This window comes from Dietzia sp. NCCP-2495 (assembly GCF_026011735.1).
Taxonomy (GTDB): domain Bacteria; phylum Actinomycetota; class Actinomycetes; order Mycobacteriales; family Mycobacteriaceae; genus Dietzia.
Genome location: NZ_BRVN01000002.1, coordinates 373,023 through 394,338, shown reverse-complemented (window position 1 = coordinate 394,338; position 21,316 = coordinate 373,023). Strand labels below are relative to the sequence as shown.

Genomic DNA, 21,316 nt, shown 5'->3' with positions numbered 1-21,316 from the left:
GCGCCCGCGAGCACCGGGCAGAGGGCGGGACCACACGTCAGCAGCCAGTCGAGACGTCAGGAAGTATCCGCCAGTGGCCACCACCACCGCCCCCGCGACCTCCGGTCGGCAACGCGGGAAGATGGCCTACCGGTACGACATCGACGGTCTCCGGGGACTGGCGATCGCCCTCGTGGTGGTCTTCCACGTGTGGATGGGCCGCGTCTCCGGCGGCGTGGACGTGTTCCTCACCCTGTCCGGCTTCTTCTTCGTGGGTTCGCTCCTGCGCGGCGCGGACAATCCCCGCACGTCCCTGAACCCGATCCCCCACCTCAAGCGCCTCGTGAGGCGCCTGTATCCCGCGCTCGTGGTGACCATCGCCGCGACGCTGCTGGGCACGATCCTCATCAAGCCGCCCACCCAGTGGTCGGCCATCTTCGACCAAGCGATCGCCTCGCTGCTGTACTACCAGAACTGGGAGCTCGCGCTCACCGCCGGCGACTACGCCGCGGCCGACGCCTCTATCTCCCCGCTACAGCACCTGTGGTCCATGTCCGTCCAGGGCCAGTTCTATGTGATCGTCCTGGCCGTGATCCTCGGACTGTCCGCGCTCTGGCGGCTTGTCATCCGCCGCGGCAGTCCCAAATGGTTCCTCGTGTTGGTGGTGGCCGCGGGTACCGCCTTCTCCGTCTGGTGGTCGGTCCTCGGCCAGGAGGCCAACCCGCCCTGGAACTACTACGACACCGCGGCCCGCATGTGGGAGCTGCTGGTCGGCGGCCTCGTGGCGATCGTCCTGGCCGGCATCGTCCTGCCCTGGCCCCTGCGCCTGCTCGCCACCGCGGCGGGACTGTTCCTCATCGTCAGCACCGGGTTCTACTTCGACGGCGCCGCCTACTTCCCCGGCCCCCTGGCGTGGTATCCGATCGGCGGAGCACTGCTCATCGTGCTCGGCGGGAACCTCCCTGCCGGCCAGACGCCCACACCGCTCAAGGACCCGATCACCTGGCTGTTGTCGGCGAAGGTCTTCCGTCGCCTGGGAGACATCGCGTACTCCCTCTACCTGTGGCACTGGCCCCTGCTCATCCTGTGGCTCTCCTCTGACATCGCAAACCGGATCACGCTCGGCTCCGGTACCGCGATCATCGCGATCTCCGTCGTCCTGGCCCTGCTCACCGAGAAGTACGTCGAGCGGCCGCTGCGCATGGCCAGCCGCGCCAAGGGCGGGAAGACCCCCGCCGCGGTCGCACGCGACCTCCTCCGGGGTGGTCCGGTACGGACCCCCGCGCAGAAGCGGCAGTTCGTGGGGGCGACCAGCCTCGTCGTCGTCGTCGCCGTGGCCACGCTCGGCACCATCGGCTGGTGGACCGCCACCGCGTCGTCCCGCTCGGCGGTCCCCTACGTCGACTCCCTCTCCGACCCGGACCACCCCGGCGCCCGCGCGTTCCTCGACGACATCGACGCGCCGGACGACGTGCCCTTCCTCCCCTCGATCCTCCAGGTCAGCCACGATCTCCCCGCCAGCACCATGGACGGCTGCATCTCGGACTTCGAGACCAGCGAGGTCACCATGTGCGTCTACGGAGACGAGACCTCGCCGCGGACCATCGCCCTGGTCGGCGGCTCCCACGCCGAGCACTGGATCAGCGGACTCGACGAGGTGGGCAAGCACTACGGGTTCCGCGTGATCACCGTGCTCAAGATGGGCTGCCCGCTCACCCTCGACTCGACCGTCTCCGACAGCGGCGAGCAACTGTACGAGAGCTGCGCGGAATGGACCCCCGAGGCGCTCGCGGCGCTCGTCGGACTGCAGCCGGACTTCGTGTTCACCAACGCCAGCCGACCGGTCGGCGTGATGGGCCCCGACGTCACGCCGCGACAGTACGCCGACCTGTGGAACGCACTCGGCGAACAGGGAATCAACGTGATCGCGATCCGCGACACCCCGTGGCTCAACAAGGGCCGCGGCCCGATCCGCGCGAGCGACTGCCTCGGCGACGGCGGCACGCCCGAGGAGTGCGGGATGCCCCGCGAGAGGTCGATCTCACCGATCAATCCCGCCTCCCTCGCCGCCGCCGGCCTCGACACGGTCCAGCTCCTCGACCTGACCGACGGCTTGTGCGATCCCGAGGACTGCCCGGCCGTCGTGGGCAACGTGATCGTCTACCACGACTCCCATCACCTGTCCGGTTCGTGGGTCCGGTCCGCCTCCGGCGAACTCGCACGCCAACTGGGGCCCGCCACCGGCTGGTGGTGACCCCCGCGGTCCCGACTTGCCGGGGTCCCGGCCTACCGAGGCTCGCGACCCAAGAGCCGGTCGGTCTCGCGACGTTCGCGTTTGGTCGGACGGCCGGCACCCCGGTCGCGCCTCGGCTGCGACGCCAGGATCTCCTTGGGCGGCGGCGGGGGCGAATGATCGATGTAGCAGGTCGCGGCCACCGGCGCCCCGACGCGCTTGCTGACCGTCTCGACCACCTCGAGAATCCGGAGACGACCGAGAGCGCCGGTGACCTGTACCCGGTCACCGGGCACCACATTCTTCGACGGCTGCACCGCCTCGCCGTTGACCTTGACGTGACCGCCCCGACAGGCCGCGGCCGCCTTGGTCCGCGACGGGAACAATCGCACCGACCACGTCCACGCATCGACTCGCACACCCATACACGAAGGGTATCGATCCCCCGGAGCCGACCGACAGCGGTCCGGCAGGCGTCGCCAGCCGTCCAGCAGCTGTCCTGCAGCCGTCCGGAGAACGCCAGCCGCGACCGACGTGCGAGACTGGGATCACATCACGTGAGTGCGACCGGAGGACCCATGACCAACGTTGAACTCGGCACAGACACTGCCGCCGCCCTCGAGAAGATCCTCGACGACCGGTTCAGCTGCCGCGGGTTCACCTCCGAGCCCGTCCCCGAGGAGACGATCGACCGGATCCTGCAGATGGCCCAACGCACGGCGTCCTGGTGCAATTCGCAGGCCTGGCAGGTCGAACTGGTGACCGGCGACGCCACGCCCGCGTTCGGCAAGGCGCTCACCGACTATGTGGCGTCCAACCCCATGAAGTCGGACCTACCGGCGCCGGAGCGCTACGACGGCGTCTACGGCGACCGCCGGCGAGCCAGCGGGTACGGCCTGTACTCGGCACTGGGGATCGAACGCTCGGACCATGACGCACGCATGCGTCAGATGCTCGAGAACTACCGCTTCTTCGGTGCCCCGCACGTCGCGATCATCACCTCGGACGCAGGCCTGGGCACCTATGGCGCCGTGGACTGCGGCGCGTACGTGTCGACCTTCCTCGCCGCGGCGTCGTCGCTGGGGGTGGACACGTGCGCGCAGGCAGCGCTGGCGTTGTACTCCGACGGCGTCCGCGAGCACCTGGGCATCCCGGAGGACCGCCTCATCGTGTGCGGAATCGCGTTCGGCTACGCCGATGACGACCATCCCGCCAACGGGTTCCGCACGGAGCGTGCCGACCTGTCCGACGTGGTCCGTCGCCACGGCTGAGTCCCCACCGGCGGGCTGTGCCTGCCGGGCCGGGCCGGGCGGGGGCGTGCCAGGCAGGGCAGCGCAGGGCTGGGGTCAGTGCAGCTGGCCCTGGTTCGGCTTGCCGGAGATGGCCTTGCGGACCTTGAGTCCGTAGTAGATCGTCGCGATGCCGGCGAGGATCGAGATGACGATGACCCCGCTCGCCGCCCAGAACGCGATCGGCAGCGACACGACCGTCACGCCCAGCGCGATCGCCGTATTTCGCGAATCCTTGCGAACCTGCTGCTTCTTCAGCTCGATCGAGTTCGTCTGGTAGGGCTGCATGCTCATGTCTTCAGGATTCCATATCGCTGCGAAGCGCCGCGTTCTCGGTGGTAGTGACCCCTGCCTCTGCCCATTCAGCGCCACCTGACGTGCGCGCAGCGAGGATCGGCGACAGCACGTCGTACTCCCCCGCCACCGTCAAACGCACCCGGCGCCCGTACTCGACATTCAGCACGTGGGCCCCGGCCGCGCGAACGGCGGATTCGAGCCCGCCGGCCACAACATGGTCGACCTCGGCGACCCACGCCGGCGTCCGGATCACCTCGACCACCCGACCAGTCCGCCAGGCCTCATCGACGGCGGCCGCGACCGCCGCGGAATACGCCCTCGCCAGGCCACCGGTCCCGAGTTTGGTGCCGCCGAACCAGCGGACGACCACCGCGCTCACCCCGGTCAGTCCGCTTCCCCGCAGCACGTCGAGCATCGGGGTGCCGGCCGTGCCGGAGGGTTCGCCGTCGTCATTCGACCGCTCGATCCTGCTGGCGCCCTCGACATCCACCAGGAAAGCACTGCAATGGTGGCGCGCGGTGGGATACGTCGAGCGGAGTTCGGCGATCAAGGCGCGCGCGGCGTCCTCGTCGTCGACCCGTCTCAGTACCGCGACGAACCTGGAGCGCTTCTCCTCGTACTCCCCCGTCACGTCCTGACCGGCGGTGAGCCGGAGCACGCGAGGTCGGGGCTGGTCCATTCCACCAGTATCGCGGTGCCGCAGGGGGCGCGCCGTACCTACCCTGGTCCGTGTGACCCCCACGCGACCGCCGACCGTCTCACCCACCGACCCCCTCTCCCCGATCCCCATAGACGTGTACTCCGTCTGGGCGCCCCGCGCCCGCACCGTCGGCCTGGTCCTCGATTCGGCCGACGCTCCGCCGATTCCGATGGACTGCGCCACCGGCGGCTGGTGGACCTCCGACCTCCGCCGGGAGGAGGGCCGTGACTACGGATTCCGCCTGACCGGCGACGACGACGAGGTCAGCCCGCCGCGGCCCGACCCGCGGTCGCTGGACCGATACGTCATGGACGGGGAGGCAGCTGGCCGGGTCGGTGATCTACGAGATGCACGTGGGCACGTTCTCCCGCGAGGGCACACTAACCGGCGCGATCGAGCACCTCGACGAGCTGGTCGAGCTGGGTGTGGACATGGTCGAGGTGATGCCGCTCAATGCGTTCAACGGCGAGTACGGCTGGGGCTTCGACGGGGTGTCGTGGTTCGCGGTGCACGAGCCGTACGGCGGGCCGGACGCGTTCCAGGCGTTCGTCGACGCCTGCCATGTTCGAGGGCTCGCGGTGTGTCTGGACGTGGTCTACAACCACCTGGGGCCGTCCGGGAACTACCTGCCGGAGTTCGGGCCGTACCTGTCGGCCGCGGACGGGCCGTGGGGGTCGGGGCTCAACCTGGACGGTGAGCACTCGGGCGAGGTGCGGCGCTACATTATCGACAACGCCCTGCGCTGGTTCGACGAGTTCCACGTCGACGCCCTCCGGCTGGATGCGGTGCACGCGCTCCCGACGCCTCGGCTGTGCACCTGCTGGAGCAGTTGGTGGTGGAGGTGGAGGCGCTGTCGACGCACCTCGGGCGGCCGTTGTCGCTGATCGCCGAGTCCGACCAGAACGATCCGCGGACCGTCACCGCGCGGGAGGCCGGTGGGCTCGGCCTGGACGGGCAGTGGGACGACGACGTGCACCACGCCGTCCACGCCGCCGTCTCCGGGGAGCGGCAGGGCTACTACGTGGACTACGGGTCGCTCGAGTCGTTGCGGCAGGTGCTCACGGGCGCGTTCCTGCACGCAGGCACGTACTCGACCTTCCGAGGTCGTGTGCACGGGCGGCCGCTGGACGTTGACCGGGTGCCGGGCAGTCGGCTCGTCGCCTACACGCTGACCCACTACCAGGTGGGTAATCGCGCGGCCGGTGATCGCCCGTCGATGAATCTCACGCCGCAGCAGCAGCTGGCCAAGGCCGCGATCGTGCTGTGTTCGCCGTTCACGCCGATGCTGTTCCAGGGCGAGGAGTGGGGCGCGCGGACGCCGTTCTGCTTCTTCACCTCGCATCCCGAGCCGGAGTTGGCCGAGGCGGTGCGCGAAGGTCGGACCCGCGAGTTCGCGGCGATGGGTTGGGATCCCGACACGGTGGCGGACCCGCAGGATCCGGAGACGTTCCGGCGGTCCGTGCTCGACCGCGCCGAGCTGGCCTGCGAACCGCACGCCGGGATCCTGCGGACCTACCGCGAGCTGATCGCCCTGCGGCGGGCCGAGCCCGCACTGTCCGACCCGTGGCTCGGAACCGTCCGGATGGAGGTGGGCTCGGAATCCCCGGACGACCGGTGGCTGGTGCTGCACCGGGGCCGCTGGCGCTGGTGGTGAACCTGGGCAGCGAGCCGTGCCGGGTCCCGGTGTCCGGCGAGGCGGTGCTCACCTCCGGCGCGGAGGTCGTCGCCGGCTCACAGGACGCCACGGACTCGGTGTCCTGCCGGCCGTTCGGCTTCGCGGTGGTGCGGACTCTACAGAGGTAGCGCCGGGCCGCTAGGACGCCCCGGTGACGAACGGCGACACACTCCCGATCGAACCGGCGCCGAACTCGAGCGATCCCTCGAGGCCACCCGGGACGAAGATCTCCGAGGAGTTCCAGGGGGCGTCCACGAACTCGAGGTCCTCGGGAACCGTCGGCGAGGTCCCCGTGATGATCACGCCGGTCGCGCCTGCGGTCTGACCACCGTGCTCGAACTCCCCGACCGTCAAGGGCAGCAACTTGACCTCGTAGTAGTAGGTGCGGGCCGCTTCGGCGCGGGGGAGGCTATCGGTGAATGTCATGGTCGAGGTCGCCGGACGCGGGGCCCCCACCGGCTGACCGTCGCGGTACAGCTGCGCCTGCAGACCGGTGGCAAATGCACCGCCACCGGGCCTCGAGATGGTGGTGGTGAGCTCGACCGGGACCGAGCCGCCGCTGTCCGGAAGTCGGCGTGCCTGGGTGATGTTGACGAGGTAGGCGATCCGATTGGGGTTGATCGTCACGCCCAGGGATCCGCTGGCGCTGCTGCCGGCGATGGACTGGACACCCCCGCGGACCACCCCGTCGTAGGTCGCCGTGACCTCGAATGAGTACCCGTCCATCGTCCCGGGGAACGAGCGGGTCAGGACCGCCTCTCCCGAGTCCCGGTTCGGCGTCGCGGTGCCGAGAACCTCACCGGTGTCCGTGCGGCGGAACGTGACCCGCCCTCGACTCATCTCCCGCCCCGACGCCCCGGAGACGGCGACCCGGGCGATCAGCGAGGTATTCTCGCCACCCGCCACCGCCCGATCCTCGCCGATCATTTCCGCGGACGACTGCGCCACGAGCGGTGCGTCGGACGTGATGGCCGTTGCGGTGAGCGAGTCCGATCCCGCCGGGTAGGTCCTGCCGCAGTAGTGATACCGCTGACCGAGGGACCAGGTACCCGTGTGCAGGTACTGGAGTGCGTTGTTCGTCCCGTTTGACTGACCTCCGGTACCACCGTGGAGCCCGATCTTGATGGGGGTCGGCGTGCGGTCCACCGGGGCGCGCAGGGTCACCTCTACCTTGGGGAGCCGGAAGTTCGTGTTCTCTCGCGAGTGGAGCCCGACACCCCACTGGTACGGGAGAGTCAGGTGGCTGGCGGTGTCGCCGCCGAAATTCGGTGTCATCCCCGCGGAGATACGGACGTGCGTGCCGTCGACATGAGGATCTCCGGAGGAGTCGACCAGCTCGACCGCCAGGCTCCTGCCACTGCTGGTCAGCAGTCCGTAGTCCCCGCCCCCGTTGGCCACGTTGATCACGTCGACATTCGGGGGCAGCGCCAGCGCGTAGGTGAACCTCCCGGTCTCGCTACCCGATCTCATCTCCCCCGGCCAGATGGTGGCGGTGTAGACCTCCCCCGGCCTCACCGATTCCGGGTAGGTCACCTGGATGTCATTGGGGGAGATCGTGGCCGCGGTGCCACCGGCCCCCCTCGTTACGCAGCTGTGCGTGACCCGGACGGTGCGGTCGATCTCGGTCGACTGGGCCAAAGCCGCGGGTACCGCCACCAGGGACACCACCATGGCGCCCGTGCCGATCACCGCACCGGCGGCCGAGAACCCTCGCATATCAATCCCCTTATCTGACGTACAGCGTGCGTCGAGTCCCGACCCAGAGGTCGACCTGCCCGAAGCTGACCTAGACTGTAGGCCAGTTGTAACATTCGCTTATTGTGTCGTAGATTACAGCCAGCACACAAACCCGTGGCCAGAGGGCCATCTTTCCATCGCGCCCCCGTTATCAATATCAGGAGTCACTTAGTGCGCTCGAAAAGCAGGACAACCGTCCGGACCGCCGTGTCCGCCGCGTGCGCCGGCCTTGCGATGATTTCCCTTCCAGGAGTAGCCAATTCTCAGGTTCCTGGTGTCCACGCCCCGACGGACCGGGCGTCCTACGTGGTCACCACCGGAGACCCGCGCGTGAGCGTCGCGGTGGCGCAGCCGGATGTCGCCGCCGGCCGGGTTCTCGTCACGGTTCAGAACAACACGGGTGGGCAGCTGACCTGCGGAGGCTTCGACGGCGGCGGATCGATCGAGGTCGCACCTGCGGAGGTGATCTCCCGGTCGGTGGACCACTATTCGCGCTACCCGGTGTATCCGGAGCCCAAGATCACCACGAACAACATCCAGATCGTCGGTGTCATCACCGTCCCGCTCGGGAGCGTCACCGACATGCTTCCCGCCGCGGCGGCCCGCCACATCTGGGCGGAACAGGGCTCCCGATCCGTGATCGCCTCGAAGTTCGACGACGCGAGGATGCAGGGACAGACGGGCCGACACACCGCGAATGTGTCGATTCCGGCGAACTCCAGCACGAGCGTCTCCGTCGCCCTGGCGCCGGTATCCCAGGGGAGTCGCCAGCCCTTCGACGCCGGCGCCCTGGTCGGCTGCACGTTCGGCGGAGTCAATTACGTGTACGCGGGCTTCTCTCCCGATACCCCGGCGCAGGGCGGGACCGGCTCACTGGACCTGTCCCGGTTCGGACGATTCGGCAGCTGACGCCCCCCGCCGATCGCCGCCGCCCACCCACCGCTCCTGAAAGCAGCTCCCACATGGCACCATCCCTCTCCGGACGGCTCACCGCCGCCACCCTCTCCGCTATCGCGCTCACTGCGACGGTCACCCCACACGCCGCGCAGGCCCGCATCCCCGGCGCCGACCAGAGTGGCGTCGTGGTGATCACGGACAGCACGCTCGCCAGCGTCAGCGTCGGCCAGGAGAGCGGCGGCCGCGTCTCCGGGTCGATCAGCAATCGGGCGACGTTCTCCCTGCGGTGTTCCCAACCCACGGCCACGGGCCGTGCCCCGAACCAGGTCACCGACGCACGCATCGTGGTAGCCGCCATGGACTATTACGCGAAGAACATCTTCGCCCCCGGCGGTATCGATGCGCCGGTGGTCGGCAACATCGGAGTGGGCAGCGTGTACGACCTCATCCCCACCGGCAGTCTCTCCGCCTCCCTCGGCAGCCCCACGTCGGCACTCGTCGATCTCCGCAACGCCCAGGACGGCGCGCACACGCGTGGCCACACCGGGTCGATCGTCACCGGATCCAACTCGATCGACTTCACCGTCGGCGCCGGTCAGACCACCAGTTGGTATGCCGACCTGACCTACCCGAGCACGGGCATCCGCACCGCCTTCCAGCCGGGCGCGCTGTTCTTCTGCGAAGGAGGGGGCAACTCGTACGTGTTCGCTGGTTACCACGGCAACGTCGTGCCCACCGATCCCCCGCCCGGCGTGGGACCGCGCTGACCCGCTCCACCTCGAACCGAAGGACGACCATGATCACCCGACGCCACACTCGTGCGCTCACCGGCCTGGGGTTGGCCGCCGCCGCTCTCCTGACCACCACCGCCACCGGAAATGCCCAGACCACGATCCCCGGGGATGTTCCGGACAGTGTCGTGGTCCGCGTGGTTCCCAGTGCCGGCACCGTGACGGTGAACGGCGCCGGGGCCGCCGCCACGTCAATCTCCGGGACCTTCACCAACCGTACCGGGGCCTCGCTGGACTGTCGCGGCTACCCCTCGACCGCCGACGTCGGGGGCACCGTGGCCCCGGCGGACGTCGTGCAGTCCTCCCTCGAGTACTACAAAAACTTCCCCCTCCGTCCCCGGCCGGGAACCACGGTCACCCCGTCCATCTCCGGTTCGATCAGCATCACGGTCGACATGAACATGGAGGAGGTCACCAACCTCCTACCGGGAGGGAGCGTCGCACCACTCTTCGGCCCCGCATACGGCACCAGCAAGGCCATCTCCGAGCGTTTCGCCGCCGCCAAGGTCAAGGGACAGACCGGGCAGATGGCCTCGTTCACGCTGGCCAACAATGCCACCCGTAACTGGAGCGCGAACCTCGGCAACCCGGCATCCGGGACACGTGAGGACTTCCAGGCCGGCGCCCTCTTCCTCTGCTCCAGCGGAAGCACGGTCTGGGCATTCGGTGGATACGAAGGCGGCAGCGAGCCCGAACGAGACCCCCGCGGAATCCTCAGGTCCGGATCTCTCGGTCGGTTCTGACCGTGGTTTCGAACACTCGCATTCATATAACGGTTCAGCATCTAGGAGGGTTCCGAGGCCTTCCAACCGGGAAGCAATTCAATAGCTATCATGTTTAACTAAGCTATTTCAGGCGACACCGGCTGGCGAGCCATCGGCGCGATCGGCTATCTCCGCATGTCACAAGCACGAAAATGGATCCCTCGGAGACACTCTGCGATGTGGTTGCAATCACACTAAGTTTTATGTCACACTTAGTTGTGCGTCCAGTTACCTGGGCACCTTGTTCTGTCGTCGTTCTGTCGTCGCAGGGGCGGCGGCACATTTTCTCACCTGAAGGGGAATTCAGATGGCTTCCATCTCCACCCGCATGTTCACCAAGTCGGCGGCCGTGGCCGGCGCCCTCGGGCTCGCCGTTGCACTCGGCGCTCCGGCGGCCGGAGCGCAAGAGGACGCAAGCGGCCCGGACTTCGGCTCCCTGTTCGGCATTCTCAATCTCGGTGCCGTCGAAGGTTCGGTGACCGGATCGCTCACGGCAGAGGGGGCCGACACCGGCAGCGCTGGCTCGCTCGGGGCATTCCTCAATCCGGGCTCTCTCACCGAAGGCGCTCAGACCGCCCAGGGCTCGACCTCCGGTTCCGCGGGCTCGATCGGCGAGGTGGCGGGGCTCCTCAATCCGCAGGGATTCGGCAACGTCGTCGGGGGCTCCATAGAGTCGATGTCCGCCGAGGACCAGGGAGCTACCGGTTCGCTGGGCGAGATCCCCGAGTCGTCCATCGGCAACTTCTTCGACACCCTCGAGAACGTTGCCGACAACTGACGCTGATCCGGCCGGTCACCCCGGCCACCTAGCCAGAAGAAGAACCCCTGCCGGACTATGATCCGGCAGGGGTTCTTCTTCTGGCTCCACCAGGCTACGTCAGGTACTCGTACGCCGCGGTGCCGGGTTCGAGGCGCTCGCAGTCGATGCGGGAGGCCTCCATCCGCTCGAGCAGCGAGTGCAGGCCCGTCGCCGAGCCCAGCTCGATACCGACGAGCGCGGCCCCGTACTCGCGGTTGTTGCGCTTGAGGTACTCGAACTGGGTGATGTCGTCCTCGGGGCCCAGGATTTCGTCGAGGAAGCGGCGCAGCTGGCCCGGCTCCTGCGGGAAGTTCACGAGGAAGTAATGCTTGAGCCCGCGGTGGACGAGCGAGCGCTCGATGATCTCGCTGTAGCGGGAGACGTCGTTGTTCCCGCCCGAGATGATGCACACGACGGTGGCGCCGGGCTCGATGTCGAGCTTCTCCAGCGCCGTCACGGACAGCGCGCCCGCGGGCTCGGCGATGATCCCCTCGTTCTGGTACAGCTCGAGCATCTCGGTGCACACGGCGCCCTCGTCGACCGTGAGGACCTGGATACGCTCACTCATCGAGGAGATGACGCCGAACGGGAACTCGCCGAGTCGCGCCACCGAGGCCCCGTCGACGAAGGTGTCCACGTCATCGAGGGTCGTCGGCTCCCCCACCTCGAGCGCGGCGGTCAGAGACGCCGCACCGGCCGGCTCCACCGCGATGACCTTGCAGTCCGGGGCGTATTCCGCCAGGTAGGTGGCGATGCCGCCGAGGAGCCCGCCGCCACCAACGGGGACCACCACGGCGTCTGGCGTCTCTTCGAGCTGGGCCAGGATCTCGGCCGCGATCGTGCCCTGTCCCGCCATCGTGTCGGGATGGTCGAACGGCGGGACCATGGTCGCGCCGGTGCGCTCGGCGTCAGCCCAGGCCGCGGACTGGGCCGCGTCGAAGTTCGAGCCGGTCACCACCAGCTCGACCCAGTTCCGGCCGTGCGCGAGGATGCGGTCGCGCTTCTGCTTGGGCGTGTTGCTCGGGACGTAGATCCGGCCGTTGATCCCGAGGGACCGGCAGGCGAACGCCACGCCCTGGGCGTGGTTTCCGGCGCTCGCGGTCACCACGCCGGCGCTGCGCTCGTCGGTGGTCAGCTGCGCCATGAGGTTGAACGCGCCACGGATTTTGTACGAGCGGACATCCTGTAGGTCCTCACGCTTGAGCAGGATCCGGGCCCCGGTGTGCTCGCTGAGTCGCTCGCTCGTGTCCAGGCTCGTGTACGTGATCACGTCGCCGATACGCCGGGCGGCGGCGTCGATATCGTCCGTGGTTACTACCTGGTCGGCGGCTGAGTCAGTGGAGGTCACGGTGTCCAGTGTTCCACCGTGCCCTCGCCAGCCGCCAACCGGTCAGTCACCTGGCGACCACGGGAACAGGTCAGCCGGTGAGGCAGCCCGGCCCGAGAAGGGCCTTGAGGTCACCCATGAGCGACGACGACGTCTCGACCCGCAGGTGATCGTCCAGGCGCAGCACCGTCGACGAATCCCCGCTGACCAGTCGCAGGTGCACATCGGAGGGCCCGGGGTGCCGGGTGAGCACCTGCTTGAGCGCGGTGACCGTCTCGATGGTGCACACGCGGGTGGGCAGCGTCAGGGCCAGTGGCGCACCGTTGCCGCCCACGACCAGGTCCGGCACCTCGAGTGTGTCCCCGAACACCGAGACGCGGTCCTCGCGGATGTTGATGCGTGCCTTGACCAACACCACCGCGTCCTCGGCGATGTCCATCGCGGCGATCCGGTAGGTCTTCGGGAAGAACAGCACTTCGACACTGCCGTTGAAGTCCTCGATCGTGACGATCGCCCACGGCTCACCGTTCTTGTTGACCCGGCGGTCGACGCCCGAGATGATCCCGCCGATCGTCACCGCCGTGCCGTGCGCGAGTTCGCCCTCGTGGATGGTCGCGATCGACGTGTCCGTCTTGGCTTCCAGTGACGCCTCGAGTCCATCAAGCGGGTGACCCGAGACGTAGAGGCCGAGCATCTCGCGTTCCAGCGCGAGCTTCTGCTTGGTGTCCCACTCCTCGTCGGGGACCTTCACCGCGAACACGTCGCCGAAGCCCGAGTCCTCGCCCGGGTCGTCTCCCCCGCCGAACAGGTCGAACTGACCCACCGCCTCGGCCTTCTTGGTGGACATCACCGACTCGACGGCGTCTGCGTGGATCAGGAACAGGCCCTTGCGCGGATGCTCGAGTGCGTCGAAGGCCCCGGCCTTGATGAGCGATTCGGTGACCTTCTTGGTGCACGCGGTCTGGTCGATCTTGGACAGGTAGTCGGAGAAGTCCGTGAAGGCGCCCTTCGCCTCCCGGGCTGCTACGACGGACTCCACCACGTGGGCTCCGACGTTGCGCACCGCGCCCATGCCGAAGCGGATGTCCTTGCCCACCGACGCGAAGTTGGTGAGCGAGTCGTTGACCGAGGGCGGCAGCACCTTGATGCCCATCTGCCGACAGTTGGACAGGTACAGCGCGGCCTTGTCCTTGTCGTCACCGACGGAGGTGAGCAGGGCGGCCATGTACTCGGCCGGGTAGTTGGCCTTGAGGTAGCCGGTCCAGAATGAGACCAGGCCGTAGCCGGCGGCGTGCGACTTGTTGAACGCGTACGAGGCAAACGGCTCGATGGTGCCCCACAGTGCGTCGACGGCGTCCTTGGAGAAGCCCCGCTCGAACATGCCGCCGGAGAACTTCTCATACTCGGCGGCCAGCACCTCGGCCTTCTTCTTACCCATGGCCTTACGGAAACCGTCAGCCTCACCGGCCGTATATCCCGCGAGCTCGCGGGAGATGGCCATGATCTGCTCCTGGTACACGATCAGGCCGTGCGTCTCGCCGAGAATGTCCTTAAGCGGTTCCTCGAGCTCGGGGTGGATCGGCACCAGTTCCTGCTTGCCGTTCTTACGGTCGGCGTAGTTCCAGTGCGTACCCATGCCCATTGGCCCGGGTCGGTAGAGTGCGAGGGCGGCCACGATGTCGTTGAAGCCGGTGGGCTTCATGCGCTTGAGCAGCTCGCGCATTCCGCCGGAGTCGAGCTGGAACACGCCGAGCGTGTCGCCACGGGCGAGCAGGTCGTAGGTGGCCTGATCGTCGGTCGACAGCGTGTCGAGGTCGATCTCCTCGCCGCGGTTGAGCTTGATGTTCTCCAGGCAGTCACCGATCACGGTGAGATTCCGCAGGCCCAGGAAGTCCATCTTGAGCAGGCCGATGTCCTCGCAGGAGGGGTAGTCCCAGCCGGTGATGAGGGCGCCGTCCTGTGCGCGCTTCCACATGGGGATCACGTCGAGCAGCGGCTCGGAGGACATGATCACCGCGCACGCGTGCACGCCCGCCTGGCGGACCATGCCCTCGAAGCCCCGGGCGGTCTCGTAGATCCGCTTGACGTCCGGATCGGTCTCGATGAGCGAGCGCACCTCGGCGGCCTCGCCGTACCGCTCGTGCGACGAGTCCGTGATCCCGGACAGCGGGATGTCCTTGGCCATGATCGCCGGTGGCAGCGCCTTGGTGATCCGGTCGGCGATCGCGTAACCGGGCTGACCGAAGTTCACGCGAGCCGAGTCCTTGATCGCGGCCTTGGTCTTGATGGTGCCGAAGGTGATCACCTGGGCGATCTTGTCCGAGCCCCATTTGTCGGAGGCGTAGCGGATCATCTCGCCACGGCGGCGGTCGTCGAAGTCGATATCGATATCCGGCGCGGACGGTCGCTCCGGGTTGAGGAACCTCTCGAAGAGCAGGCCGTGCTCGATCGGGTCGATGTTGGTGATCTTGAGCGCGTACGCCACCAGCGCGCCGGCCGCGGAGCCTCGGCCCGGGCCGACCTTGATGCCGATCGACCGGGCGTGGTCGATGAGGTCGCCGACCACGAGGAAGTAGCCGGGGTAGCCCTTGCCCTTGATCACCTCGAGCTCGAACTTCGCGCGGTCGAGGTACTCCTGCGGGACACCGTTCGGGAAACGCCACTCGAGGCCGCGCTGGACCTCCTCGGCGAGCCAGGAGTCCTGCGTGTGCCCCTCGGGAACGGGGAACACGGGCATCCGGTCCTGCGGCGTCCAGATCTCGTCGTACGGCTGGACTCGTTCGGCGACCCACAGCGTGTTGTCGCACCCGCCGGGGACCTCCGAGTCCCACTGGGCGCGCATCTCCTCGGCGGATTTGAGGAAGTACCCGTCGCCGTCGAACTTGAAGCGTCCCTCATCGGCCAGGGTCTTGCCGGTCTGCACGCAGAGCATGGCCTCGTGGGCGTGTGCCTGGTCGCGGGTGACGTAGTGGCAGTCGTTGGTGACCAGCGGCGGCATGCCCAGGTCCTTACCGAGCTTGAGCAGGTCCTCGCGGACCCGACGCTCGATGTCGATCCCGTGGTCCATCAGTTCGAGGAAGAAGTTGTCCTTGCCGAAGATGGACTGCCACTTCTCCGCGGCCTCGTAGGCCTCCTTGACGTGGCCCAGGCGCAGCCGGGTCTGGATCTCCCCGGACGGGCAGCCGGAGGTGGCGATGATGCCCTCCGAGTACTCGGCGAGGATCTCGGCGTCCATGCGCGCCCACTTGCCGAGCTGCCCCTCGTACGAGGCGAGGGAGGACAACCGGAACAGGTTGCGAAGACCGGTGGCGTTCTCGGCGACCATGGTCATGTGGGTGTAGGCACCCGAGCCCGCGACATCGTCGCTCTTCTGGTGCTTCTCGCCCCACAGGATGCGCTTCTTCTCGAAGCGGGACTCGGGCGCGACGTAGGCCTCGATGCCGATGATCGGCTTGAGTCCCGCCTTCTTGGCCTGCTTGTAGAAGTCCGAGGACCCGAACATGTTGCCGTGGTCCGTCATCCCCACCGCCGGCATCCCGAGTCGGGACGCCTCCGCGAAGAGGGGATCGATCTGCGCCATCCCGTCGAGCATCGAGAACTCGGTGTGATTGTGCAGATGCACGAACTGGGAACCGGCCACGCAGCATTCCTCCTACGACTAGTCCGGCCCAGTCTAGGTCGGATCTACGACAGGCCTCGACTCCCGGGCCACACCTCTGCGGGGCGAGCGCCCTGCCAGCGTGAACGCGATGACGGCCGCCCACATGAGGGCGAATCCGACCCACTGGACGGAGTCCAGCTGCTCCCCCACCACGACCAGTCCCCACGCCATCTGGAGCACCGGGACGATGTACTGGAGCATGCCGATGGTGGCCAGCGGGATCCGCTGCGCGGCGGTGGCGAACAGCAGCAGCGGCACCACGGTCACGAGGCCGGAGGCGACGAGCAGTACGGAATGTCCGGGCCCCTCGGTGGCGAACGTCCCCGCCCCGGTGGCCCCGAGCCACACCAGGAACGCGAGGGCGATCGGCGCGGTGACCGCCACCTCGCCGGTCATGCCGACGACCGGATCGACGCGGAGTTTCTTCTTGAAGACCCCGTACAGGCCGAAGCTCACCGCGAGGATGACGGAGAGGTACGGGAAGTGTCCGTACCCGACCGTGAGGACACCGACGGCGACGACGGCGAGGGCCACGGCGAACCACTGTGGGCGCGTGAGTCGTTCGCGGAAGATCAGGACGCCGAGGAGCACGCTCACCAACGGGTTGATCGTGTAGCCGAGTGCGGCTTCGGTCACCCTCCCGGCGTTGACCGTGTACACGTAGACGCCCCAGTTGGCGGAGACGAAGAGCGCAGCGCCGAAGATCCATCCCCACGAGGCGCGGTCCACGGTCGCCAGCTCCCGCCAGCGCCGCAGCACGGTGAGCACGATCGCCATGAAGACCAGTGACCAGATGATCCGGTGGGCGAGGATCTCGACCGCTCCGGCGGGTTCGAGGAGCGGGAAGAACGCGGGGAAGAACCCCCAGAGCGTGTACGCGGCGATTCCCGCGGCCATTCCGCCGGTCGCGGGCGTACCGACGCTCTGCCGTCGGGGGCCTTCGTCCACACTCTCGCCGCCGCCCACCTACGCCTCCTCGATCGACCGTCAACGGCGCCACCCTAGTCCCGGCTGGTCGGCCGCCCAGCCCCGCGCACCGCCCCCGCGGCGTCGGGCGTCCGGCGCCGGCGGGTCGCAGGGAAGCGGCGAGTCACCAGGCAGAGGGTCCGCGGCGTCAGGCGTCGGGCACCGGCGCGTCGTCGGGTAGCGGGTCCGCGGCCTCCGTCTGCTGCGGCAGGAGCGGGCGCACGGCGAACTGACCCCACACGGCGTCGGCGGGCAGCGCCTCGACCGCACGGACGCCGGGCGCGTCCGCCATCGCCCGGAGGTCGTCCGCGGGGCCACGCACGACGAGCCCGATGATCGCCGGCGTGCCGGCCCGGATGCGGCTCGCCGTGAGCGCGGCTTTCCGGCCTTCCCTGTCCCCGGCCGGAACCGTGGCCGCTGCGGACGCGGACCCCGCAGCGGTCCTCTCCAGTGCGCGGGTGAACGTCGCGACGCGGGAGTCCTCCCCCGCCACCGGCTCGGCGACGACCGACTCGGTGACGGGCATGGCCACCCCATCGACGGGAACCCGGACGATCAGGGCTGACGCTCTCGGCAGGTCCCGCACGACCCTCGCGGCCTCGGCCGGGCTCCACTCCGTGTCCGCGGAGACGAGCGCCCAGTGGTGGCCGCCGACCGCCCGGTCGTCGTTCGCCCGGTTGTCGTCGTCGCTTCTTCCACCGACGGTGAGCGTCGCGGCGGCGCGGTCCCGGTACGCGGCGATCGTCTCGCCGGACTCGGGGCCCACGGCGTCGGTCATCACGCCCGCGGAGCGCGGCAGTTCGGTCCGCAGGGCGGTGAGGATCACCACCAGCGCGAGCACGATCACCAGGCCCACACCGGCGACCTTCGCCACCCGTGCGGCGGCTGTCATGCGGAGCGCAGGAGGTCCAGTGCGTGCTGGAGGTCGTCGGGGTAGTCGCTGCTGAACTCGACGAACGATCCGGTCCCGGGGTGTTCGAAGCCGAGGCGGACGGCGTGGAGCCACTGCCGGTCGAGCCCGAGGCGCTTGGCGAGGACGGGGTCCCCACCGTAGGTCGGGTCGCCCGCGCACGGATGGTGCAGCGCCGAGAAGTGCACGCGGATCTGGTGCGTGCGACCGGTCTCGAGCTTGACCTCGACGAGGGTCGCGGCCTGGTGGGCCTCGAGGGTGTCGTAGTGGGTGATCGACGGTTTGCCGTCCGAGGTCACGGCGAACCGCCAGTCCGACGAGTTGTGCCGCCCGATCGGCGCATCGATGGTCCCAGACAGCGGATCCGGGTGGCCCTGGACCAGCGCGTGGTAGGTCTTGTCGACGGTCCGGTCGCGGAACGCCCGCTTGAGAAGTGTGTAGGCGCGCTCCGACGCGGCGACCACCATCAGTCCCGAGGTGCCCACGTCGAGGCGGTGGACGATCCCCTTGCGCTCCGGCGGGCCGGAGGTGGAGATCCGGTACCCGGCGGCGGCGAGGCCGCCGATCACCGTGGGCCCGGTCCAGCCGACCGAGGGGTGGGCGGCGACGCCGACGGGCTTGTCGACGACGACGATGTCGTTGTCCGCGTACACGACGGCCATGCCCTCCACCGGCTCCGCGACGATCGCGGGCTCGGCGCGGGGGGCAGGCATCTCGACCTCGATCCAGCTCATCCCCGTGAGCTTGTCCGACTTGCCGACACATCGGCCGTCGAGCAGGACCTTGCCCTCGGAGGCCAGGTCCGCCACCGCGGTACGGGAGATCCCCAGCAGTCGGGAGATCCCGGCGTCGACCCGCATACCGTCGAGGCCGTCGGGGACGGGGAACGTGCGGACCTCACTCATCGGCGACCTCGTCGGTCTTCGCGCCGGCGGTCTTCGGGGCCACTGACTTCGGGACCTCGGACTTCGGAACCTCGGTCTTCGCGCCCACGGACTTCGGTTCCTCGGCCAGCTCGCCCACCTTCGTGCCGTCGTAGTCGAGATTGCGCAGGACGGCGACGGCGATGACGATCACACCGGTGACCAGGGAGGCGTCGGCGATGTTGAACACCGGCCACCAGCCCACGGCCATGTAGTCCACGACGTGACCGTGGAGCGCGCCGGGATCCCGGAAGATCCGGTCCACGAGATTGCCGGCGGCACCACCGAGGATGAGGCCCAGGCCCCACGCCCACCAGCGGGAGTGGACACGGCGGGAGAACCACACCAGTCCGAGCACCACGAGCATCGCCACGACGGACAACACCGGCGTGAGGTCGGTGCCCAGGGAGAACGCCGCACCGGGATTGCGGATGAGGACCAGGCGGACGGACTCCCCGATCAGCTCGATGGGTCGGCCCGGCTCCATCCGTGCCACGGCGAGGATCTTGGCGGCCTGGTCCGCCACGACCACGATCACCGCGATCACGAGCATCACCACGGGCCCGGCCCTGAAGTACCCGGACGCCGTGGTGCTGCGCCCGGCGTCCCCTGGTGAACGCTCCGCCGCGTCCGACCGTGTGCCGCCCGTGTCTGTCATGGTGCCCAGTATCCCTGATGTGATCGCCGGGCCGCGTGACGCGGGTGGGCGACCCTCTAGGCTCGACGCCGTGGATCCCCGATCGAAGCGTCTCCCCGCCCGTCCGCTCGTCGCCGTCCGTGGCCGCCGGCTCGTCGGCGCCGTCCTGACGGCATCCCTGTTGGCCGGTGCCGCGGCCTGCGGTGACTCCGATTCCCCGGATCCCGCCGCCGGTGCCGGCGGCGAGTCCGCCGCCGCGGGCGAGACGTCCCTCGAGGCGGAGGTCGCGGTCGATCCCGGTCCCGCCCCCGAGGTGGAGCTGGTGGAGCCGGGTGCCGGTGAACGCCGGGTCCTCACCTACGCCCCGTCCCGCGAGCCGGCGACGGTCGAGGTGACCCAGTCGGGCACCGCGCGGACCGAGGTACCGGGCGCCCAGGCCCGCGTGGACGAGACCCCCGCGCAGACCCTCACCCTCGAGGGCCGGTCCGAACCCGACGTGGACGGGGCCCAGCGCGCCTCGGCGACCGTCCGCGAGTTCACGTCCGTGGACGAGCTCCGCGCCGCCCAGTTCTCCACGGCACCCGGGTTCACGGTGACGTGGACCCGGGGGCCCGACGGGATCGTGCGCGAGCTCGGCCTGGCCGCGCCCGCCGACGCGACCGACGTCGCCCGTGCGGCGGTGGAGATCGCCGCCAACGCCATCTCGGACGCGACCGTCGTCTTCCCGACCGAGGCGATCGGCGAGGGCGCCCGCTGGACCGTGACCCGACAGGTCGACGACGCGGTGGCCCCGACGCGGGTCACCACCTACGAGCTGCTCTCACTCGACGGTGACGTGGCGACCGTCCGCCTCGACCAGAGCGCTCCGGACCCCTCCGACACCCTGACCGCTCCGGCACCCGACGGCGGACCCGATGTGTCCCTGGACGTGGAGACCTACGAGATCACCGGGTCCGGCGAGCTGACGGTGGACCTCCGTGCGGCACTGCCCGCCGACGGAACGACCGAGTCCTCGACGCGGGCCGTGTACGTCGACCCCTCCACGGGGAAGCGCACGACCTACGACGAGGACTCGGTGCTCCGGTTCGCCGGAGCGGACTGATCAGGCAGCCGCGCAGGTGGCCGGCGGCTGCAGACCGGCGTTGGTGATCAGCGCGCAGGCGAAGGACTTCTGCAGCATCCAGTCGGTGCCCTGCTTGATGAACTGGGCCTGGACGTTGATGTCCTCCTGACCGGGCTGCTGGATCACCGCGTTGGCGATGAGGGTGCCCGGGATGTCGCCCTCCGCGACACCGGTGATGACCACGGTGGCGCCCTTCTCCGCCTTGAGCGCCGCGATCTGGTCGAAGATCTCGGGCGCCTCGGCGCCACCCTCGACCAGGTTGACCTTCTGCTCCACCGGGACCGCCGGGTCGGAGGCCTGCTCGAGCAGCAGCGAGAGATCCTCGGCGGTCGGGATCGCCGCTTCCTGAGCGCTCGTGGTGGGCGGAGGCGCGGTCTCCCGCCCATTCTCCTCCTCGCCACAGGCGGCGAGCCCGGCCAGGGCGAAAGCGGACAGGGAGACAGCGGCGATAGTCCGTCGAAGACTCACTCGTGGTCCTTTCGTCGAATGTGCGGTTCCGGTGTCGCGTACCGGGACCGGTGCGGCTCTCGGGCCGCGATTGCGTCATTGTTCCATCCCTGACGGCCCCGGTGGTTGACGACGGGCCGTGCGACCACCACTGTGGACCG

At 68.9% G+C, this 21,316-nt stretch carries 18 protein-coding genes and 1 pseudogene; 8 read left to right on the top strand and 11 right to left on the bottom strand.

The features are described from left to right. Positions 1 to 73 precede the first annotated feature (73 nt). A complete protein-coding gene (locus tag OPF83_RS04030) occupies positions 74 to 2,233 on the top strand; it encodes an acyltransferase family protein (protein WP_264885915.1) in 2,160 nt (719 codons plus the stop codon). A gap of 32 nt (positions 2,234 to 2,265) precedes the next feature. On the opposite strand, the gene OPF83_RS04025 is transcribed toward OPF83_RS04030, so the two are convergent. Next, entirely contained in the window at positions 2,266 to 2,637 is a 372-nt protein-coding gene (locus OPF83_RS04025) for an RNA-binding S4 domain-containing protein (protein WP_264885914.1), read from the bottom strand. A gap of 153 nt (positions 2,638 to 2,790) precedes the next feature. On the opposite strand from OPF83_RS04025, the gene OPF83_RS04020 reads away from it, so the two are divergent. Then, a complete protein-coding gene (locus OPF83_RS04020; protein WP_264885913.1) occupies positions 2,791 to 3,483 on the top strand; it encodes a nitroreductase in 693 nt (230 codons plus the stop codon). 75 nt (positions 3,484 to 3,558) lie between these two features. Here the strand turns inward: OPF83_RS04020 and OPF83_RS04015 are convergent, their stop codons facing one another. Beyond that, the gene (locus OPF83_RS04015) at positions 3,559 to 3,795 is read right to left on the bottom strand and encodes a hypothetical protein (RefSeq protein WP_264885912.1); all 237 of its coding nucleotides are present in this window, start codon (positions 3,793 to 3,795) and stop codon (positions 3,559 to 3,561) included. A gap of 4 nt (positions 3,796 to 3,799) precedes the next feature. After that, positions 3,800 to 4,477 (bottom strand): YigZ family protein, encoded by a 678-nt coding sequence (locus OPF83_RS04010; RefSeq protein WP_264885911.1) that lies wholly within the window; start codon positions 4,475 to 4,477, stop codon positions 3,800 to 3,802. Positions 4,478 to 4,586: 109 nt separating this feature from the next. Between OPF83_RS04010 and treZ the strand changes: the two are divergent. Then, positions 4,587 to 6,301: pseudogene (gene treZ / locus OPF83_RS04005) on the top strand (malto-oligosyltrehalose trehalohydrolase). A 10-nt stretch (positions 6,302 to 6,311) separates the two neighbouring features. Here the strand turns inward: treZ and OPF83_RS04000 are convergent. Beyond that, the gene (locus OPF83_RS04000; protein WP_264885910.1) at positions 6,312 to 7,889 is read right to left on the bottom strand and encodes a hypothetical protein; all 1,578 of its coding nucleotides are present in this window, start codon (positions 7,887 to 7,889) and stop codon (positions 6,312 to 6,314) included. A 351-nt stretch (positions 7,890 to 8,240) separates the two neighbouring features. Here OPF83_RS04000 and OPF83_RS03995 point away from each other — a divergent pair, with 351 nt between their 5' ends. The 4 genes from OPF83_RS03995 to OPF83_RS03980 all read left to right on the top strand — a co-directional run bounded on the left by OPF83_RS03995 (position 8,241) and on the right by OPF83_RS03980 (position 11,140). Continuing rightward, positions 8,241 to 8,819, top strand: a complete 579-nt coding sequence (locus OPF83_RS03995; RefSeq protein ID WP_264885909.1) for a hypothetical protein — start codon at positions 8,241 to 8,243, stop codon at positions 8,817 to 8,819. Positions 8,820 to 8,872: 53 nt separating this feature from the next. Beyond that, the gene (locus tag OPF83_RS03990) at positions 8,873 to 9,574 is read left to right on the top strand and encodes a hypothetical protein (protein WP_264885908.1); all 702 of its coding nucleotides are present in this window, start codon (positions 8,873 to 8,875) and stop codon (positions 9,572 to 9,574) included. 29 nt (positions 9,575 to 9,603) lie between these two features. Continuing rightward, positions 9,604 to 10,341, top strand: a complete 738-nt coding sequence (locus tag OPF83_RS03985; RefSeq protein ID WP_264885907.1) for a hypothetical protein — start codon at positions 9,604 to 9,606, stop codon at positions 10,339 to 10,341. Positions 10,342 to 10,669: 328 nt separating this feature from the next. Then, positions 10,670 to 11,140, top strand: a complete 471-nt coding sequence (locus tag OPF83_RS03980; protein WP_264885906.1) for a hypothetical protein — start codon at positions 10,670 to 10,672, stop codon at positions 11,138 to 11,140. Between the two features lie 94 nt (positions 11,141 to 11,234). Here the strand turns inward: OPF83_RS03980 and ilvA are convergent, their stop codons facing one another. The 6 genes from ilvA to lspA form a co-directional block, all read right to left on the bottom strand. Further along, on the bottom strand, positions 11,235 to 12,509 hold the full coding sequence (gene ilvA / locus OPF83_RS03975) for a threonine ammonia-lyase IlvA (RefSeq protein ID WP_264885905.1): 1,275 nt from the start codon (positions 12,507 to 12,509) through the stop codon (positions 11,235 to 11,237). 70 nt (positions 12,510 to 12,579) lie between these two features. Continuing rightward, positions 12,580 to 16,128: a DNA polymerase III subunit alpha gene (dnaE, locus tag OPF83_RS03970; protein ID WP_264885904.1), complete on the bottom strand. Its 3,549-nt coding sequence runs from the start codon at positions 16,126 to 16,128 to the stop codon at positions 12,580 to 12,582. A gap of 33 nt (positions 16,129 to 16,161) precedes the next feature. Then, entirely contained in the window at positions 16,162 to 17,046 is an 885-nt protein-coding gene (gene rarD, locus OPF83_RS03965) for an EamA family transporter RarD (protein ID WP_264885987.1), read from the bottom strand. Positions 17,047 to 17,263: 217 nt separating this feature from the next. Continuing rightward, on the bottom strand, positions 17,264 to 18,007 hold the full coding sequence (locus tag OPF83_RS03960) for a hypothetical protein (protein ID WP_264885903.1): 744 nt from the start codon (positions 18,005 to 18,007) through the stop codon (positions 17,264 to 17,266). Then, positions 18,004 to 18,930 (bottom strand): RluA family pseudouridine synthase, encoded by a 927-nt coding sequence (locus OPF83_RS03955; RefSeq protein ID WP_264885902.1) that lies wholly within the window; start codon positions 18,928 to 18,930, stop codon positions 18,004 to 18,006. Before OPF83_RS03955 ends, OPF83_RS03960 begins: the two co-directional genes overlap by 4 nt. Further along, positions 18,923 to 19,606 carry a signal peptidase II gene (gene lspA, locus OPF83_RS03950; protein WP_264885901.1) on the bottom strand — a complete coding sequence of 228 codons (684 nt, stop codon included), beginning with the start codon at positions 19,604 to 19,606 and terminating at the stop codon, positions 18,923 to 18,925. The genes OPF83_RS03955 and lspA overlap by 8 nt, the downstream gene beginning before the upstream one ends. A 70-nt stretch (positions 19,607 to 19,676) precedes the next feature. On the opposite strand from lspA, the gene OPF83_RS03945 reads away from it, so the two are divergent. Next, positions 19,677 to 20,687, top strand: coding sequence for a hypothetical protein (locus OPF83_RS03945; RefSeq protein WP_264885900.1), 1,011 nt, complete (start codon positions 19,677 to 19,679; stop codon positions 20,685 to 20,687). On the opposite strand, the gene OPF83_RS03940 is transcribed toward OPF83_RS03945, so the two are convergent. Continuing rightward, positions 20,688 to 21,176, bottom strand: a complete 489-nt coding sequence (locus OPF83_RS03940) for a hypothetical protein (protein WP_264885899.1) — start codon at positions 21,174 to 21,176, stop codon at positions 20,688 to 20,690. Between the last annotated feature and the right edge of the window lie 140 nt (positions 21,177 to 21,316).

Bases quoted from the DNA above. Each gene is read 5' to 3' on its own strand.
- OPF83_RS04025 (WP_264885914.1), bottom strand. From the start codon at position 2,637: ATGGGTGTGCGAGTCGATGCGTGGACGTGGTCGGTGCGATTGTTCCCG.
- OPF83_RS04020 (WP_264885913.1), top strand. From the start codon at position 2,791: ATGACCAACGTTGAACTCGGCACAGACACTGCCGCCGCCCTCGAGAAG.
- OPF83_RS04015 (WP_264885912.1), bottom strand. From the start codon at position 3,795: ATGAGCATGCAGCCCTACCAGACGAACTCGATCGAGCTGAAGAAGCAG.
- OPF83_RS04010 (WP_264885911.1), bottom strand. From the start codon at position 4,477: ATGGACCAGCCCCGACCTCGCGTGCTCCGGCTCACCGCCGGTCAGGAC.
- OPF83_RS04000 (WP_264885910.1), bottom strand. From the start codon at position 7,889: ATGCGAGGGTTCTCGGCCGCCGGTGCGGTGATCGGCACGGGCGCCATG.
- OPF83_RS03990 (WP_264885908.1), top strand. From the start codon at position 8,873: ATGGCACCATCCCTCTCCGGACGGCTCACCGCCGCCACCCTCTCCGCT.
- OPF83_RS03985 (WP_264885907.1), top strand. From the start codon at position 9,604: ATGATCACCCGACGCCACACTCGTGCGCTCACCGGCCTGGGGTTGGCC.
- OPF83_RS03980 (WP_264885906.1), top strand. From the start codon at position 10,670: ATGGCTTCCATCTCCACCCGCATGTTCACCAAGTCGGCGGCCGTGGCC.
- rarD (WP_264885987.1), bottom strand. From the start codon at position 17,046: ATGGCCGCGGGAATCGCCGCGTACACGCTCTGGGGGTTCTTCCCCGCG.
- OPF83_RS03960 (WP_264885903.1), bottom strand. From the start codon at position 18,007: ATGACAGCCGCCGCACGGGTGGCGAAGGTCGCCGGTGTGGGCCTGGTG.
- OPF83_RS03955 (WP_264885902.1), bottom strand. From the start codon at position 18,930: ATGAGTGAGGTCCGCACGTTCCCCGTCCCCGACGGCCTCGACGGTATG.
- lspA (WP_264885901.1), bottom strand. From the start codon at position 19,606: ATGACAGACACGGGCGGCACACGGTCGGACGCGGCGGAGCGTTCACCA.